This window comes from Legionella sp. MW5194 (assembly GCF_016864235.1).
GTDB lineage: Bacteria > Pseudomonadota > Gammaproteobacteria > Legionellales > Legionellaceae > Legionella_C.
In genome coordinates, this window is the sequence record NZ_CP045732.1 from 1,804,923 (window position 1) to 1,823,262 (window position 18,340).

Below are 18,340 nucleotides of genomic sequence, written 5' to 3' on the forward strand. Positions count from 1 at the left end.
TTAAATAGATCAAACATTTAAGGAAAAAGACAATGATTAAGGATATCATAGCCAAATTGCTGCTGTCATGGTTCATCATTGGCGTGACCAAAGCCAGTCCTCTCAATCATTCTGCAATCGAAGAAAACCTGAAGCATCACAATGCTGGATTTGCCAATTTGGAACACCGTGATTATGGTAACCAGGTTCTTCTTCACTGGGAACCGCTTTCGCCACCGCAAAATAACCGATTGACGCTTCCCAATGGATTGCAGTTAAGTTATGGGGAACTGGTCATGTATGCGGGCGATTTGTTCGGCGACCCCTACAAACCCATCTCAAACTGCAAAACCCAGCAGCAGGAAGCCTGCTTTCTTCGTCAGTTTAACACCCTGGGCGGGTTGAACAGTGATAACACCTGCAAAACACCATCGACGCTGGTCAGTGAGTACAGCCAGTTTTTTGCACGGTTGGAGACTGAGCTTCAAGCGGCCGAAGCCAAGGGGCAAAAGCCCTGGGAGTTTTACAAACAGCATTTTAGCGATCTGTCTCAATCGTTAAACCGCATTGGCTGCGGCGGGACCGCCATCAATGGGTATCTGCCTTTAGGCCTTTATTTAAAACTGGCCCAGGTTAATTTTGATCATTTTGTTCCTGACGCCCTGACCGCCTATCGTGCGGGTCACGCCGTTGCGCTCCGCTCAGCCCTAAAAGCGCATCATTACCTGAACGAGGGCAACCTGGCAGAAGCGGACAAGGCCCTGCAGCTTGCTTATGCGCAAAATGGCTTTGCCAACCACTTCCTTACGGATTCCATGTCCTCAGGTCATATGAGAACGCCAAGACGAGCCGTCCATAACGACATTGCCCTTCCAGCCATCCTGAATCTGCTGATCGCCAACCTCATGCACGATGAAGATTCAAAGTATGGCCTTGAAGTCAGCAATGCGCTGGGGTTAAGCTGGAGGGCCTATGGCGATGATTACTTAAGCCACCCCGATGCCGCAAGGCACGTCGAAATCCTGACACACATCATGCAGCTTTCGGCCGATGCCATTTATCATACGTTCCGTGACGGCACGCTTCCTGCCTCCTACGAGGAATTACGCTGGCTGCCAGACTTCGACAAAATTGAACAATTACCGAATCATTCTCCCTTATTTAAAGTAGACAATGGTGTGTTACTGAAACGCGTCAGCAACCATGATCCCAATGATCACCACTGGACTGCCCTTTGGAGCGGGCTAATTACGCTGATTGATTTTCAGGTGACTAAGCGCTGATTGGTGAAACAGACTTAAGTACGAGCAGATGCCTGGCTTCATGAGTTGCATGCCCGCGCAGGCGGGCAACCTCGTGTCCTGTTTAGTTCAAGCTGGCCAGAAACGTTTCCACTTCTTTCGGGGTCAATTCCACATGATCACCCCGGGATAGCGAACGGGGCATTGTGAGTTTGCCATAACGGATGCGAATAAGGCGGCTGACTTCGACCCCCTGGGATTGCCACAGGCGGCGCACCTCCCGATTACGGCCCTCCGTCAGCGTCACATGATACCAGGCATTGGTCCCTTCGCCGCCGCTGAATTCGATACGCTTGAATTTCGCCATGCCGTCGTCCAGTTCAACCCCTTTCAACAGGGTTTTGATTGCTTCTTCCGAAACCTGGCCGTGCACCCGAACAGCATACTCTCGCTCCAGCTCAAATTTAGGGTGCATGAGGCGGTTGGCCAAATCCCCATTGTTGGTAAAAATCAATAAGCCCGAAGTATTAATATCGAGACGGCCTACCTGCACCCATCGCCCCTGTCGAAGCGGCGGTAACTTGTCAAACACCGTTCGACTGTGTTTGGGATCGCTGCGACTTGAGATTTCACCCACCGGTTTATGGTAAAGCAAAATGCGTGTCTTTGCCTGTGCTTTCAGTGGATTGGCGATGAGCTTGCCCTTGACAATGATTTTATCCTCAGGTCCCGCACTATCGCCCAGTTTGGCCACCGCACCATTGACACAGACCATGCCCATTTCTATCCAGCGTTCCATTTCGCGTCGAGAACCAAAGCCTGCCTGGCTCAGTATTTTCTGTAATCGTTCTGTTGTCATTTATTCTACACACTCTTCTAGTGATTCTTCGCGGGTTGGTGCGGGTGTCGCCTCGGTAAGGGGAGGCAATTCATCAAGACCTCTTAAATTAAAATAATCAAGGAAGGCTTTGGTTGTAACATACACGGCAGGTTTGCCGGGTACGTCTCGATGCCCTGCGACCCGAATCCATTCCCGCTCCAACAAGGTTTTTAACATGGGACTGCTGACGGCCACTCCGCGGATATCCTCAATGTCAGCCCGTGTTACGGGTTGCTTGTAGGCGATAATGGCTAAGGTTTCCAGTAGAGCGCGGGAATATTTAGCCGGCTTCTCCGCGTTGAGGCGGCTTATCCAGTGACCATATTTCGCTCGGGTTTGAAAACAATAACCGCTTGCGACCTCTGCTAGCTCGATGCCTCGATCGCTGTAATCCTGTTTCAGCTCCAAAAGCGCCTGTTCTATGCGCTCAGGGCCCGGATTCTCCCATTCATTGAACACCGAAAGCAACTGTTGCATGCTTAACGCTTGCGAAGAACTCATCAATAAGGCTTCAAGAATTGCTTTTAATTGGTGATTATCCATGATTCACCGCCATGATGTGAATCGGGCCGTAAAGGATCCCCTGATTAATGAGGACCAGCGACTGCCTTGCGAGCTCAAGGACTGCCAGCAGGCTGACCGCCAGGCCCATTCGCCCTTCAGTCGCTGAGAAAAGACGCGTGAACAGCAGTGTTTTTTCATCACTTAAGCGCTCGAGAATCATCGTCATTCGCTCACGAACGGACAATTGTTCACGACTGATTTGATGATTACCGTGATGGCCTTGCTTTTCAGCCAGTTGCCGCATCATTTCCGGCAATAAAGACAGTTCAACATCAGGATGAATGATCAGTGCGGCAAGTCCTGTGGCCTGGATTTCGACTCGAAAATAATCGCGTTCGCAACGCGGCAGTTCATCGAGGCTTTCTGCCGCCAGTTTCATTTCCTCATACGCTTTAAGCCGGCGCACCAGAGCCATGCGGGGGTCTTCTTCTGGTTCATCTTCTGCATTGGGCGTCGGAGGCAAAAGACAACGGGATTTAATTTCCGCGAGCATGGCTGCCATAACCAGGTAATCGGCGGCGAGCTCCAGGCGGGTGGTTTCAATGAGCTGGATGTACTGAATGTACTGCCGGGTAATATGAGCAATGGGGATATCCAGAATGTCGATATTCTGCCGGCGAATGAGATACAGCAGCAGATCCAGCGGACCTGAGAAACTGTCAAGAAGGACCTCCAGGGCATCAGGCGGAATAAACAGATCCGCCGGCATCTCGGTAAAGGGTTTACCACTGACTAAAGCCAGAACCGGTGCAGGATTGTCCGCCAGCGTCGCATCCATTAATAATCCAGCCCCATCACTTCGCGGACATCATTCAGTGTTTTATTGGCTTCTTCCCTCGCCGCTTCACTGCCGTCAGCGACAATGCGCTTTACTGAGCCTAAATCTTCTTCAAAATCCTTAATCGCTGCCTGCAGGGGTTTTAACTCCTGTTGAATGGCATCAACCACCGGACGTTTGCATTCAATGCAACCGATACCCGCTGTGCGGCAGCCGGTTTGTACCCAGGCCTTAACATCGTCTGCGGAATAGATTTTGTGCAACTGCCAGACAGGACACTTTTCAGGCTCTCCGGGATCAGTACGCTTGACCCGGGCAGGATCCGTTGGCATGGTCAGGATCTTTTTCTCGACCTGTTCTGGCTCTTCCCGAAGACTGATGGTGTTATTGTAGGATTTAGACATTTTTTGACCATCTGTCCCCGGCATTTTCGAGGTCTCGGTCAGCAGCGGGTGCGGCTCAGGGAGAATGATTTTTCCCGAACCATCCAGGTAGCCGAGCAGGCGCTCCTTATCGCCCAGCGACAGGTTATGCTGATTAGCGAGCAGGGCTTTTGCCGTGTTTAAGGACTCGTGGTCGCCATCCTGTTGAAACTGGCGCCGTAATTCCGTATAGAGGCGGCCATTTTTCTTACCCATTTTTTTGATGGCCTCCATCGCCAGGGCTTCGAAATTAGGCTCCCGACCATATATATGATTAAATCGACGCGCCACTTCGCGGGTTAATTCAATGTGAGCCACCTGATCTTCACCCACGGGGACATAATCGGCTTTGTACAGCAACACGTCAGCACTCTGCAGCAGCGGGTATCCCAGAAAACCATAAGTCGCCAAATCCTTTTCGTGCAATTTTTCCTGCTGATCTTTAAATGTTGGCACGCGCTCGAGCCAGCCAAGCGGGGTAATCATGGATAAAAGCAAATGAAGTTCGGCATGCTCAGGCACCCAGGACTGGATAAAAATCTTGGAAAGGCTGGGGTTAATTCCGCAAGCCAACCAGTCAATGATCATATCCCAGAGAATGGTTTCAATAAAACCGGGCTCATCGTAACGGGTAGTCAAGCCATGCCAATCGGCCACAAAGAAATAACAATCGTATTGATGTTGTAATTTCAACCAATTTTTTATCACACCATGGTAGTGTCCAAGATGAAGACGACCACTGGCACGCATGCCAGAGACTACACGTTTACTCGCACTAAACAAGGCTGACATCGAACTCCTCAATGGTTAATTATCACTTAAAGGGCTCAGGATCCCCTTTCCCTTCCCGCAGGATGACAGGGTAATCGCCGGTTAGATCAACCACCGTGGTGGGTTCATAACCGCAATTTCCGCCATCAATGATCAAATCGACCTGATTGCCCAGTAAATCCTGAATCGCTTCCGGCTGACCCAACGGGGCATTGGCGCCGGGCAGAATCAGGGTGGTACTCATAATCGGTGTATCCAGGTGTTCAAGCAAGGCCAGGGTAATGGTATTGTCTGGTACCCGCAAACCCAGGGTTTTTCGTTTAGGATGCAACATCAGACGCGGCACCTCATGGGTTGCGTTCAGAATAAACGTATAAGAGCCGGGTGTGAACGCCTTAAGAAGCCTGAAAATGGGGTTGGACACACGCGCATAGGTACCAAGCTGCGACAAATCGCGGCAGACCAGCGTCATGTTGTGGTTTTTATCAAGCTGTCTTAATTTGCGTATACGTTCCAGGGCCGCTTTATTCCCCAGCCTGCAACCCAGGGCATAACCTGAATCAGTGGGATAAACCAGAATACCGCCTTCCTCAATCAGATTCGCTGCCTTTCTCAACAGCCGAGCCTGCGGATTATCAGGATGTATAGCAAAAAACTGACTCATTAATATCCCCTGTCAAATAGTCCATTGTTGCCATATAGGTGTACAGTTTAGCGGGAGTTTACGCTGACGTCCAAGGGAAATGCGCGACACCTGCGCGCCATGGTAATCCGACCCGGAAGAGGCCAGCAGCTCATAGCGAAGCGCCAATCCCGTCATTTCCTGAACCTGGGTGACGGTCATTTCACCGGAGACGACTTCAATGCCCACACCGCCCGCTGCCTTGAATTCACTGACCAGTTCATGCAGGCGAGTGCGAGTTAGATTGTATTTTAAAGGATGAGCCAGAATCGCCTGTCCGCCGGCTTTCACAATCCCTGAAACGGCGTCAGGAATGGATAACCACGGCGTGGGGATATACGCCGCCCGCCCACGCCCAAGAAAGCGTTTGAACGCCGCCTGCCTGTCCATGGCCAACCCTTCCTCGACGAGCACCTGAGCAAAATGAGGCCGACCTACCCGTTCATGCCCGGCTAAATCGCAGGCTTTTTGATACGCATTATGGACACCGGTCAATTCAAGACGCTGGCCAATTTCACGGGCCCTCTTGATTCGACTTTCATTTTGTTGCTCGTTGAGCTGCATTAATACCGGGTTGTGTGGATCAATCATTAAACCCACAACATGAATATCGTATTTTTTCCAGCGGGTGCTGAGTTCGATGCCGTTAATCACGGTCAATGACGCGTGTTGATTGGCCTGATGCAATGCCGCTAATCCGGCAACCGTGTCATGGTCTGTCAGCGCTAAAAGACTGACCCCTGCTTCAACTGCTTGCCTGATCAATTCTTCCGGGCTGTGCAATCCGTCCGAGTAGTGGCTATGGCAATGCAAATCAATCATCAGGGAATTAGGACTTAACGACACGGATTCATTCACTTTGATTACTTTTTACCTAAAAGCAGAGTAAATTGTCTATCATATCATAGTTTCGTGCCATTCGCTCATTTAAGCATTCTGACTTGCGGATAAACACGGTTATGAACTATCCTTTACTTAGAGTCACTTACTTACCATTTAACTAACATTGAGCAGTACACTACAGATTAAAAAGGTTCCCCTACCCCCTTTAAACATAAAGCGTCTTGCCAATCTATGCGGTGCCCTGCATGAAAACATCACCCTGCTCGAGCGCCATTTCTCTCTGTCTGTTCGTGTTGCCCATGACCAGATTTTTCTCTCAGGGCATTGCCTTAAGGATTTGTCCAGAGCGGAACAGGTTATCCTGCAATTGTACCGTGTTTCAGACAAACCCATTGCCAGCGAAATGGTATTACCATTAATTCACGATGAGGAACCGCAAACGGTTATGAATCACCCAGTCAAATTAAGCCGAAAATCCATCCTTGCCAAAAACAGCAAACAGGTTGAATACCTGGAAAGTATCCAGCGCCATGATATTACTTTCGCCATAGGGCCTGCCGGTACCGGTAAAACCTACCTTGCTGTGTCCAAAGCGATTGAAGCCTTTGAAAAGGGCGAGGTACAAAAACTTGTCTTTGTGAGGCCCGCTGTCGAAGCAGGTGAAAAACTGGGCTTCTTACCCGGTGATCTGGTTGAAAAAGTCCTGCCTTACCTGCGCCCGATTTATGATTCCCTTTATGAAATGATAGGCTTTAAGGAAGCGCAAAAATTAATCCAGAGCGATGTGATTGAAATTTTACCCTTAGCCTTTATGCGCGGCCGTACCCTGAATGAGGCCTTTATTATTCTTGATGAAGCACAAAATACGACTGTGCCGCAGATGAAAATGTTTCTAACACGAATGGGCTTTGGCTCGAAAGCCGTGATCACCGGGGACATGACCCAGACTGATTTACCCAAAGGCATTCAATCCGGCCTTATCCATGCGGTGGAAATCCTCAAAGACATCGACAACATCGGCATCCACACTTTCACCAGCCGGGAAGTGGTGCGTCATCCGCTCGTTTCCCGCATTGTCGATTGTTATGAGGCCTCATCGAAGGAAGGCAAATCATGAATTACGTGATTGATCTTCAGGTCGCCTGCGAAGACCCTCTACCCGTCACCGAAGCCGCTTTGGTCTCTTTTGCCGAATTACCACTGAAGGCGCACCGTGAAAAAGCAGAGTTGACCTTGCGTCTGGTCAGTGCTGAAGAAATGATTGATTTGAATTCAACCTACAGGAAACAACAAAAAACCACCAATGTTCTGGCTTTTCCAGCCAATTTACCTGCGGCCATTGCCATGGATTATCCCCTGCTTGGCGATGTCATTGTCTGCCCTGCTGTTTTACTGGCTGAAAGTCAGGCATTGAATAAAGCCCTGGATTTTCACTGGGCTCACATTGTCATTCATGGTGTCTTGCATTTACTGGGCTTTGACCACATGGAAGAAGAGGAGGCCCGACTCATGCAGGCTCAGGAAATCCGCCTGCTGGCGGAACTTGGATTCACCAACCCTTATCTTGATGAGGATAATCACCTTGAGTAAAGAGGAAGAAAACAGCTCCTGGTTTATACGTTTAAAACAATTTTTACAACTGGAGCCGAGAAACAAAGAGGAGTTAATCAGTCTGCTGCGTGATGCACAGATCCGTGCGCTGATTGATTCAGAGACGCTGGGCATGATTGAAGGTGTCATTCAGTTTTCCCAGATGCGTGTCAGAGACATCATGCTGCCTAAAAAACAGATGACCAGCATTTCTCAAAATGACAGCTTGAAACAAGTCATCGAAACAGTGACCAGTTCGGGACATTCCCGCTTTCCGGTGACGGGGGATCATCCCGATGAAATCATTGGAATTCTGCATGCTAAGGATTTGTTAAGGTATCAGGCGCAAAATAATAGTGAGTTTGATTTAAACGACATTGTTCGCACAGCCACGTTTGTTCCAGAAAGTAAACGTCTGGACTTGTTGCTCAGCGAGTTTCGTACAAATCGAAATCACATGGCTCTTGTTGTCGATGAATACGGCGGCGTCAGTGGTTTTGTGACGATTGAAGATATCATTGAACAGATTATCGGTGATATTGAAGACGAGTTTGATATTGATGAAGAGGCTTACATTAAAGAACATGGGGATGCGCAATACATTGTTAAGGCCCATACCCCCATTGAAGAATTTAACGAGCAGCTTCATGCCGGTTTCAGCGACGAATCGTACGACACCATTGGCGGCATCGTCATGGCCAGCTTTGGGTATTTACCTAAACGTGGCGAAGTAACGACCATCGACGAATTTGAGTTTAAGGTGATAAATGCTGACGCGCGCCGCATTAAACTGCTGGCCTGTTATGACAAGCGCGCCGCATTTGAACATGAACCATTACCAGGACACTGAGTTAAATGAACAATAACATCTTAATTGTTGATGATGATACCGAACTGACGGATTTGCTTGTTCAGTACCTTGAGCCCGAAGGTTTTCATGTTGTCTGTGCCCATGATGGTGAAACCGCGGTAAAACGCGCAGTCAATCAAACCTTTGACGCCATTATTCTGGATGTCATGCTGCCCAAATTGAACGGCTTTGAAGTACTGAAAGCTATCCGCGAGCACACGCAGACGCCGGTTTTAATGTTAACCGCCCGGGGTGACGACATTGACCGCATTGTTGGACTTGAAATCGGTGCCGATGACTACTTACCCAAACCCTGCAACCCGCGCGAACTGGTCGCCCGCTTGAGGGCCATTTTGCGGCGCACGCAAAAAATGCCCACCCACCGACCCGTTATTGAACACCATGACATCGTGGTGGACTGCTCCAAGCGCATTGTCACCTACCATGGAGATCCCATGGAACTGACCAATGCCGAATTCAATATTCTGGAAATGCTGATTAAATCGCCTGGTCAGGCCTTCTCCAAAGAGGAACTGACGGAGTATGCTTTGGGCAGAAAATACACGGCTTACGATCGCAGCATCGATGTGCACATCAGCAATTTGCGCAACAAGCTTGGTGATAATCCCCAAGGGGAACCGCTGGTCAAAACCGTTCGTGGATTCGGGTACATGTTTAATGCGTAGCCTGTACTGGAAAATTTTCCTGACTTTCTGGTTAGCTTCAAGTCTGATCATTCTGACGACAGCCTGGGTAACCAGTGAGATTGCGCAGAAATCATCCATACCGGCCCGCGAGCAGGTCTTTATGGACAGCTATGCCAATGCCGCGGTAGCCACGTTTGAGTCCGGTCAGCATGCCGCGTTAACCCAATGGATGCAGCAAACCGGCATGTCAAAAAAGATGACCCTTTTTCTTTTGGTCAGTACCGGTGAAATAGTCAGCACGCAAACCCCGCCGGCAGTTGTGAAAACCATTGCCGATGAACTGGTTCATCAGCGCCTGGATGACGGTTTGCTTAAATTTGGCGACATTGTGGTCAGTCATGAAATTTTGTCAACCACCGGCAAAGCGTATCGTCTGGTGGCCGTGAGCGAGAAACCGTTGGCTCATTTTGTGCAAATCCCCTGGGCTGGTCTGACTCTTCGCCTCCTGATTGCCATTTTCATCAGCGGCTTAATCTGTTATTTGCTCTCAGTTTACTTAACCAAACCGCTGCGCTCGCTGCGCATGGCCGCCAAATCCATTGCCACCGGCAAATTAAATACCCGGGTGGGCCGCGTTAAAGGGCATCACCGGGATGAAATTGCTGAATTAAGTGGCGAATTTGATCGCATGGCAGAGCAATTGGAAAACATCATGAATTCCAAGGAAAGGCTTTTGCAGGACATCTCCCATGAACTTCGCTCACCGCTAGCCAGATTGCAGATAGCCATTGAAATTGGACGAAAAAAGTCCAGTCCTGAGGCCGAAGCGGCTTTCTCACGCATGGAGGAGGAATGCCTGCGCTTAAATACTCTCATTGGTGAGATACTCGAATTTGCGAGGCTTGATAAATCAGTCAATGAACTGCATCCCTCGGCGGTCGACATGCCCGCATTGCTGCAGCAAATTGCTAAAGATGCCAATTTTGAGTCCGGCAATCCGCGCGTGCACGTCATTACCCGGGTGGATCATTTTATTTTAACGGTGGATGAACGGCTTGTTCATCGGGCGATTGAAAACATCGTCCGCAATGCCTTGCGGTATTCGCCTGCAGAAGAAGAGGTGTTTATTATTTTGTCGTTTAACGACGAACGTTCATTACTCTTCATCACTATTGAAGACCGTGGGCCCGGAGTACCTCAGGATCAGTTGGATAAAATTTTTAATCCCTTTTATCGAGTTGACACGTCCCGCGAGAAAAAAACCGGTGGTTACGGTCTGGGCTTATCCATAGCCCAACAGGCGATTGCCCTTCACAACGGCAGCATTATCGCTAATAATCGCGCAGAAGGCGGATTACAGGTTATCATTACCATGCCGGCAAGCGGCCTAATACCCAATAAAGACTGACCACCGCCTCCTTAACAAATTTTTATCATCTCAAGCATTAAATTAACACTTTCTATGCTAATGTTCCTGTGTTAATTTAATTCATTTATACCCATCCGATAAACCGATGAAAACAACATCCAAAAAGCTCCGCCATGCTAAACGCCTGGATAAAGCCAGTGGTGTTTTTTTCCTCATGGGTTTTGTTTTTTCCAAGCTGCAGGCGATTCCTATCGTCTTTGTCTCCTCCATTTTTAATCTTTTGTCGCTGATGTGTTACTTCACAGCTTATTCTCTCTGGCTTGCCGCCTGCGAGCGCTACCCTGATCACCCCCCACGCACGCAATCATGGTATGGCCTTGTTCAGTTTAAGAGTCAGCATAAAGTGGCGGCGGTCCTGGGTACCTTGGCCATTCTGATTTGTGTGGCAGCCATTGCTTTTCCCCCTGCCCTAATCCTCTCAGCCTGGCTCTTTCTGGCCAGCAATGTGCTATGGTGCATCGCAGAATACCATAAAATGCGCCATCCACCCGTTTATGATGAAGAATACTCCTCCAAACGGCAGGCGGTGTACATGCGCTATGCGCTGTTAATGACCTCCGCAAGCCTTGTAACAGCGCTCGCCACCACGCTGGTTTTTTGTTTCCCTCCGGCTTCACTGGTTACGTTAATTACGGCCACCATTGTCTGCCTTTTAATTAACTTGGTCGCCCTTCAGGATTGGGTTGTCTTTACCTGGGTTAAGCATCCTCCCGACGCATGGGAGCAAAGCCATACGCTGATGAACAATGAGTTAGGCTGCGAGCCAGGGCATGAACCAGCATTGGACGAAGGGGCAGAAGACGCCTTTGTCTTGCCCCAGCCGTCTGAAGCGCCAAGTTCGCATCAGGGTACGCCATTAAAGCCCCTGTGGAGTTCAGGTGCGGTCTTTGAACCTGAACTACTGGGTGATACGCCATTAGCCTGCTTACAATCCACTTAAAATTCTTAACAATGGGGGCTTGGATTACTGGAAGGCTTTCAGTTAAAATGGGTTTTTGTTTATCTTGTCGTGGAAAATAGAATCAACACAGGATGTGAATAAGGATGTTAAATGGGTAAAATCGCTGAAATTTTTGCCAGTAAAATCGACGAGGTCAGCAATAAGGCGCTTAAATCCTTTCTTCTTAACCACTTCAATCCCAAGGCCGAAACCCAGGCCGCCTTGTTCTGTAAGGTTTACTCGTCCTCACCTCAGCGAGCGCTTCAGGGACGCGCTGCCCTTATGGATAAGGAATTAAGCTACCAAAATCCCCTGAGCATGGTCTTTGCCTATGCACCAGAAGAGGTCTGTGCCCAGGCAGCCGACGTGCTTCTTGGCATGGAAACCAGCGACATGGTGGAATTATTGTCCGCCTTCCGCACTCATCCAGCCAATGACGCCCTGAATGAACGGGTCATGCACACGCTCATGCATTATGCCCCGCCAGCCACACGAAAAAAACTGTTGGCGGCCATCCAGTCCCTGCCCATGGATGCTGTTGTCGTTCTCTTGTTCGGCAAAGAGTATTTCAGCCGTTATTTCAGCGTTTTTATGGCGCTTGTAAATCCTGACGATCAGGAAAGCCTGAGTGATTTATTGTCCATCCTGCACGGTTACTCACAGAAGGAGGACAAGAAGGGTCAACTGTATGACTTATTGCAAACCGACCCTTTCCCATCCCGGGCCTACACCGCCCTTATTGATTTATTTAAATTACCGCTGACAGACGAACAGGCACTGCTTGTATTGTCCATTCTTGCAGTGTATGACAAAGACAGGTTAATGCCATTAGCCGCCGGCGTCAGCGGTCAATTCAACCTGCTGCACCGGGTGTTTGAAAATCAATCCGAAAACGTCGTCGCGAAACTTCTAACCATTCTTGAAAAACTGCCGGATGAGGAGTTGAAGTCATTATTGACTGCCCGAGCATCTTTTAAGCAAAATGAAACGCCGCTATCCATCGCCTTTTCGCGCAAAAAGTGCCCGGGCATAGCCTGTCAGCTCATTGATTTTGTCAGTAAACGACCGGCATTAAAGCCGTTATTGAAAGCCACATCCCTTCAACAACCCTTTTCACCGGTGCATCATGCCGTACTTCAACAAAACACCGCTGCTGTCGCCTATTACCTGAAACAGGAAAGCGATTGGGAGCACAAGAGCAGCATCGGCTCGAGGACGCTGCTCGATCTGGCCACTGAAAAACAGCATCATGATTTGATTCACCTGATCCAGATTCATCAGGCACGACTGAACAACTACAGTGGGACACTGACTCATTTTATAACCCATGCGGATGCCCATACAGCCAGAGCCTGGGCTTACGAACTGGATGGAATAAAACCTGTCCCGCCAACCTGCACTGCCTTGCAGGCCGCATTCGAACAGGTTAAACCCGCCTCCGTAAGTGATGCTCTTGCCATCTATTGCCTCGAAAAGAAGGATACCTTTCTGTACTTCCTTTTATTGACAAGCAGGCTTCTTATCTCTCAAAACGGAGAACCTCTGGAATCGGCGGTCAGACGATTTATTGAAAACGCGCTGCGTGAACTGGATACGCAAAGCAGCCACGCCCTTGCCAATGGCCTGCAACTGCAATTGATCACCTTGTTTTTTACCCTGCCGTCCAGTGTTCAAATCCGGTGCATGGAACAGCTTCAACTGGATGGGCAACAAAAAAAGCAATGGGCTGCCGTTTTATTTCGCGGCCTGATCCAACCGGCTATTTTTTCCACCTTGACGCTTAAAGAACATGAATTTTTCCTGGAAGCGCTTAAACAATTAAGCGGTGAACAAACCCTGCCTCTCGATTTGGCAACCCATTATCTGCTGCACGCCCCTTTAGAGCATTTGCCTCCGCAATGGGTATTGGTCTTAAGTGATCTGGTGTCAGTCTCCCAGCTAAACGAAATCATAAAAAAGAAACGCAACCCGGTGATTCTCCTGCTCACGCTGCAAAAACACCTGACCATAGGCAGCACAGATGAGGCGGCACTGGGTGATCTTTATAAGCAATGTGGGCAGGAATTGGCGTTAATCCGACAGGGTAAATCGCCAATGACTTCAAAAGAGAAGGTGTTATTGCTTAATTTGGCTCAGCATTCCAAGCTTAAAGAATGGATTAAGGAGCAGACAGGAGACATCTTAATTCCGCTGGTTAAACACACGTTTAAACATCTCTCAGCGAACACCGCCATTCTACCGCAAAGCCTTCTCAGGGACATGCTTCTGCAGCAGGCAAAAGCCCCGCAGATGACTTTAAATCTCGAAAATAAGACGATTTACTCCATTCTTTTCGCCACGGCAACGCCCAAAGAAACATCGGCCCTGCTTACCCATCTGCAGTCGACACTCGAACAGGCCGCCGCCCGCCGCGATGAGGTATTTCTTCAGACGAACCATGCAGGGCTTTACGAATCCCTGCGTCGAGTACGAAGCCTCCGGTATAGACTGGATCTGGTGCCTTTTACAGAACAACTGGAGGTCCTGCGTCAATCACTGCCGCTTGAACCGGCGCTCGGCGAGTTTAAGCATCAGTTAGGCGTGCTATGCAACCTCCTGTCGAATAAACGGCTGGACGCGGCACCCTTATTGGTTTTCGACTCTGAGCTTAAGTCTTCGCTAAAAACAACCAGCGAGCTTTTTTCGGCGCTGGACTTAAGGGGTGCTGAATTATTAAAAAACTCACCCTGGCCGATAACCAGTTTTACTGAAATCATTAAACACATCCGCACGCTGGCGAAACATATTGATGCCGAGGAAGCCAAGCTTACGGCCAGCCTGCCTGCTCAGCCGCTGCAGGAGCAGGATCATTTCCTCTCGCAGTTTCGACAGGCAGTGATCAAAGGATTGCTGAATAATACCCACATTGCAGAACTGCTCCCCTCGTTGTTTTACTGGTATTTTATGAGCCCTGAGGCTGGCAGCAATGACACCATGCATGAGCAGATTCAGCTGCTGCGTGAACGGATCCCCGCGAAGGCCTGGGTACCCATCCAACAGCAGTTGGACCAGTTCCTTTTATTACGCCGCGCAGCATCCCCGGTTATCCTTGCATTAAACGCCTTGCTGAGCGACAACCTGTTTTTTGACCTGGACGTGTTACTTCGTTGCCTTGAAAAAATTCCCGTAGCCACACTCGAGCAGTTTAAAGCCTATTGCGCCTTATGCCATCAGCGCGACCTGATGTTGATTCTGGATTATGTGATTGAGAGCAAACTCCTCCAATTACCACTGAAGCCAGAGAACGCACCGCCAGTAAATCCTCTTTCAGCCGCAGTTGATTTCTGGCTTAAGGAATCCCTGAATTCGCTTGAAAAACAAGCCGCCAGAGCCCTGTCATGCAGTGCACTAATCAGCGGCTTCGATTTAAAGGCGCATCCGGTTTCTGAACTGAAACGTTTAAATCAGGTCATTGCTGCAAACGACGTGCCCCTGGATGCCAAAACCCTGGCTATTTTTATCAGTGCGGCCACTGATTCGCTGGAGAAATCGTCGCCTGATGGTATCACTGACTTTATTCTCACCTTGAATGAGTTGCTCAGCGCGCATCGCATCCTGATCGTGACCGAGATGATTAATCAGCTGCCCCCTGCGGCGATCACCTCACTGACTACGCGTTGCCTGGCCGGATTAAACAGCAACGACAAGGCAATAACGCAGGCCAGTCGTAACATAATGACTCTGCTCTGCCAGTGCGCATCGCAGTCGGAAGAGAATCTTGCCATCATTAAAGCGAACCTCGGGGCCCAGGATTTGAGTTTATTAGGTGATGAACAGCTCATCAAAATGGCGGAACATGTGTTAAAGCAGGAGCGCGGCACACTGGCCGAATCCACACTCAATGGGGTTTGGATCCAACGTCTTCTCACCTCACCCCAATTCATTGCAGTCAGTACGCCCGAAGCTATTCACGCCCTGCTGGAGCGTTACCGCTTCCTATCGCTGACGCTGAAACAGGCCGAGTTTGAGCAACTGAATGCCCATATTAAGAGTCAGATGGTCTTCTTCAAACACCATGCCGCCAAGCTTGCCGAGGTGGATGAGCAAATGACTGCCAATGCCAGTCTTCGTGCCCGTTTATTGGAAAAACGTCAACGCCTGCTGCAATTTCGCGCTGATGACAGCATTCGTGCCCTGCTGATGCAACTGGAGGATGCCTGTTTTGCACTGCGCAAAGACGACCCCAACATGGCTAATGCCGCGCTTAATGTGCTTTATGCGCATTACAATGCCAGTTTAAGCAGCCTGCGATCCGACTGGTTATTTAAAGTCGCTGACTTTGTTTTTGAACAAAGCGCAGCCAGTAAGGGTGACCTGGCATTGGCGCAGAATACGTTCCTTGGTTGGCTGCAAAAATATTTACCTCATAAAAATTTTGAGCAAAGCGAATTGGCGCGTAAACAATCCGTTCTGCTCTACGATGTCACCGGCAAGGAAATCGGCTTTATTAATGAGGCCAATCAAGCCATGACGTTTGTTGACGATATCCCCAAACCATTGATTGAATTACGTGGCTACAGTGCAGGCATTTCGTTTTACGACAACAACCGCTATACCCTTGGCGTTCTTTTGCCTTCCGGCGAAGTCAAACGGACCAACCTGTTCCAGAAAGAAACCAGCGCCCTGTTGTTAGCCAAAGTGCCGGTGGAGCAATTATCCGCCACAACTGCCACCATGGAATTGTTGCTGGCCGATGCCATCAATGAAGAATCATTGGCGCGCCTTTATCAGGAAAGCGACACAAAAAAACTGGCCTGGATAAAGCAACAGGTGGAGGCCTATGCGAAGAAAACCAATAAGCCGTTGCCACGTGGTTTTTTTGAGTTATTGGTCCTGGAACATGACCCGGAGACGTCGTTTAACTTGCTTGCGACCATGCCTTTAAGCCAAAACAGCCATTCGCTGTTTCAGACTATCCTTGAGCAGGAAGGCTCGCGTGAACAATTATTCAGCAACGAGCGAACACCGGTGTTTCAAGCCTACCTGGATAAACACGATCCTGTCGTCATTCTGGCTGACTTTCTCGAAAAACATCATGCCAAACCCTATTTTGCTCAGGGATTACAGGCTTTCGCGGATTATGCGGATTCGCACAAGCAACGCGATATTCTTGTTCGCGCCTTAACCTGTCTTCAGGAAAAAAGACAGAAAAACGCTGTACTTGATAAGCAATGGGATACCCTGATGACTGCTTTGATAGCAAAAGAAAACATCGCCAGACTGGTTTGGCGGGCTTTTCTCGATGCAGACATCAATTCACCCCTGGAAAGCCTTGACAGCAGGCTCTCGGGATTGACATCTTTTTTCCAAAGGGCCCATTGCACACCGGTTATTGCGGCGGTTAACCGCCTAAAAATCGCTGAGTTGTCCACGAGCTACCAATACCGCCTGCTGTTACTGATTCTTCACCGCCAACGGCAGGATTTCTTTCAGCGGGTTGAATTGCGCTACAGTCCGGATCATTGGACGAACGACGAGCTGAGTGGTTACAGCCTGTTTGTCAAACGGCATTTCGGTCTCGCCGGTGCGCTGGATAACAATAAAAAAATTGGTAAAAAATTACTGAGCGAGCTGGTCTTTCGCACCGCCAATTGCGGTAACACGTCGTTGTTTTATCACCAGAATCAATTTGATGGCCAACTGGCCAGTCTTCACTTTGAACGAAGCACCTTAAACGCCATCGCCGCTTGCCATTTTATACCCCCGGCATTAAAGGAGAAAGTGCAGGAAATCGTCGATACCTTAGCCGGCTGGTTTAATGGCGAGGCGCCGCAAACGAAAAAAACCATCCAGGAATTAAAGGCGAACAAAGCCATTATCGATTGGAAAGCGATCAATAAACAAAGCTGGGCCATGACCGATTCTTTAAAAATGCCTTTAATCAGTGCCTACCTTGCGAATTACTCCGGTGACGTGTCGCCTTTAAAAAATCTGCTTAACGACTATTGCAAGACAGCAAAAGCCGATTTGCTGCCGCTGTCAGAGGTGATGATTAAACTACCAAACCGCAATGTCAGTCCCTGCATTTTTCAAGCACTTGAGCAGTGTTTTACAGCCAAGCCCTCACGTATGGATTACACCCTGTTCAGTCAAATGGCCGCCTATCATGTCCAAAACCATCTCAAGCGTAAATCGTACACCCCCGAGCAATGCCAACTGGCTTTGATTGAGCATTTCGGGCAACAGAAAAAATACGATCTTGTCAAGCATGCCTGTGAACTGTATAAAACCAGCAGCCAGGAGAAAAAAACCAATCAAAAAATAGAAAAAATCCATTTGGAAGCCGTGGTAGAAGGCGAGTTAAACGCCCATGTGGGCAGCTGGTATTTTAAATTCTGGCAACTGATTAAACGGTGGTGGCACTATGGCATTACCGGCAGTAAAACACCGTCGGCCGCGGTGGTTTTTTGTGACAGGGAAAGCCGCTATGATTCGCCGGTTGTGCTGCCAAAGACGGTTACAACGCCTGAATTAAATGGCGGGGACATCGAAGCGCAATTGACCATGCACCAGAAATTAAAAAATTTAAAGCAACGCTACGAGGTGTTTGTCGCACAACAACCCCCAAATCAGACGGATGCGTTACCCCCGTTGATGGACCTCAGCAAACTGTTTTTCCACCCCATTGAACCCATTAAAGTCGAGCACGTTCAACCGCCGTTACATGAAGTCATGGTTTACTAGG

At 49.0% G+C, this 18,340-nt stretch carries 14 protein-coding genes; 8 read left to right on the plus strand and 6 right to left on the minus strand.

What is annotated here, in order from left to right:
- The first annotated feature begins 32 nt into the window (after positions 1-32).
- Positions 33-1,262 (plus strand): phospholipase, encoded by a 1,230-nt coding sequence (locus GH742_RS08455; RefSeq protein ID WP_203454391.1) that lies wholly within the window; start codon positions 33-35, stop codon positions 1,260-1,262.
- Between the two features lie 82 nt (positions 1,263-1,344).
- Here the strand turns inward: GH742_RS08455 and rluB are convergent, their stop codons facing one another.
- Genes rluB through GH742_RS08485 form a run of 6 tightly spaced genes read right to left on the minus strand, consistent with a single transcriptional unit; the run spans position 1,345 to position 6,139 of the window.
- Positions 1,345-2,079: a 23S rRNA pseudouridine(2605) synthase RluB gene (gene rluB, locus GH742_RS08460; protein ID WP_203454393.1), complete on the minus strand. Its 735-nt coding sequence runs from the start codon at positions 2,077-2,079 to the stop codon at positions 1,345-1,347.
- The gene (gene scpB, locus GH742_RS08465; protein WP_203454395.1) at positions 2,080-2,643 is read right to left on the minus strand and encodes an SMC-Scp complex subunit ScpB; all 564 of its coding nucleotides are present in this window, start codon (positions 2,641-2,643) and stop codon (positions 2,080-2,082) included. It lies immediately after the preceding gene.
- Entirely contained in the window at positions 2,636-3,442 is an 807-nt protein-coding gene (locus tag GH742_RS08470) for a ScpA family protein (RefSeq protein WP_203454397.1), read from the minus strand. Before GH742_RS08470 ends, scpB begins: the two co-directional genes overlap by 8 nt.
- The gene (locus GH742_RS08475; protein ID WP_203454399.1) at positions 3,442-4,656 is read right to left on the minus strand and encodes a tryptophan--tRNA ligase; all 1,215 of its coding nucleotides are present in this window, start codon (positions 4,654-4,656) and stop codon (positions 3,442-3,444) included. Before GH742_RS08475 ends, GH742_RS08470 begins: the two co-directional genes overlap by 1 nt.
- 22 nt (positions 4,657-4,678) lie before the next feature.
- Positions 4,679-5,299, minus strand: a complete 621-nt coding sequence (locus GH742_RS08480) for an L-threonylcarbamoyladenylate synthase (protein ID WP_203454408.1) — start codon at positions 5,297-5,299, stop codon at positions 4,679-4,681.
- Positions 5,300-5,311: 12 nt separating this feature from the next.
- On the minus strand, positions 5,312-6,139 hold the full coding sequence (locus GH742_RS08485; protein WP_203456898.1) for a PHP domain-containing protein: 828 nt from the start codon (positions 6,137-6,139) through the stop codon (positions 5,312-5,314).
- Positions 6,140-6,323: 184 nt separating this feature from the next.
- Here GH742_RS08485 and GH742_RS08490 point away from each other — a divergent pair, with 184 nt between their 5' ends.
- The 7 genes from GH742_RS08490 to GH742_RS08520 all read left to right on the plus strand — a co-directional run bounded on the left by GH742_RS08490 (position 6,324) and on the right by GH742_RS08520 (position 18,339).
- Positions 6,324-7,277 (plus strand): PhoH family protein, encoded by a 954-nt coding sequence (locus GH742_RS08490; RefSeq protein WP_203454409.1) that lies wholly within the window; start codon positions 6,324-6,326, stop codon positions 7,275-7,277.
- The gene (gene ybeY / locus GH742_RS08495; protein ID WP_203454410.1) at positions 7,274-7,750 is read left to right on the plus strand and encodes an rRNA maturation RNase YbeY; all 477 of its coding nucleotides are present in this window, start codon (positions 7,274-7,276) and stop codon (positions 7,748-7,750) included. Before GH742_RS08490 ends, ybeY begins: the two co-directional genes overlap by 4 nt.
- Positions 7,728-8,600 (plus strand): HlyC/CorC family transporter, encoded by an 873-nt coding sequence (locus GH742_RS08500; RefSeq protein WP_203454418.1) that lies wholly within the window; start codon positions 7,728-7,730, stop codon positions 8,598-8,600. The genes ybeY and GH742_RS08500 overlap by 23 nt, the downstream gene beginning before the upstream one ends.
- 5 nt (positions 8,601-8,605) lie before the next feature.
- Positions 8,606-9,286, plus strand: a complete 681-nt coding sequence (cpxR, locus tag GH742_RS08505; RefSeq protein WP_203454420.1) for a two-component system response regulator CpxR — start codon at positions 8,606-8,608, stop codon at positions 9,284-9,286.
- Positions 9,279-10,655 (plus strand): two-component system sensor histidine kinase CpxA, encoded by a 1,377-nt coding sequence (gene cpxA / locus GH742_RS08510; RefSeq protein ID WP_203454422.1) that lies wholly within the window; start codon positions 9,279-9,281, stop codon positions 10,653-10,655. Before cpxR ends, cpxA begins: the two co-directional genes overlap by 8 nt.
- A 106-nt stretch (positions 10,656-10,761) precedes the next feature.
- Positions 10,762-11,616, plus strand: coding sequence for a hypothetical protein (locus GH742_RS08515; RefSeq protein WP_203454424.1), 855 nt, complete (start codon positions 10,762-10,764; stop codon positions 11,614-11,616).
- Between the two features lie 111 nt (positions 11,617-11,727).
- On the plus strand, positions 11,728-18,339 hold the full coding sequence (locus GH742_RS08520; protein ID WP_203454426.1) for a hypothetical protein: 6,612 nt from the start codon (positions 11,728-11,730) through the stop codon (positions 18,337-18,339).
- The last annotated feature ends 1 nt before the right edge of the window (position 18,340 follow it).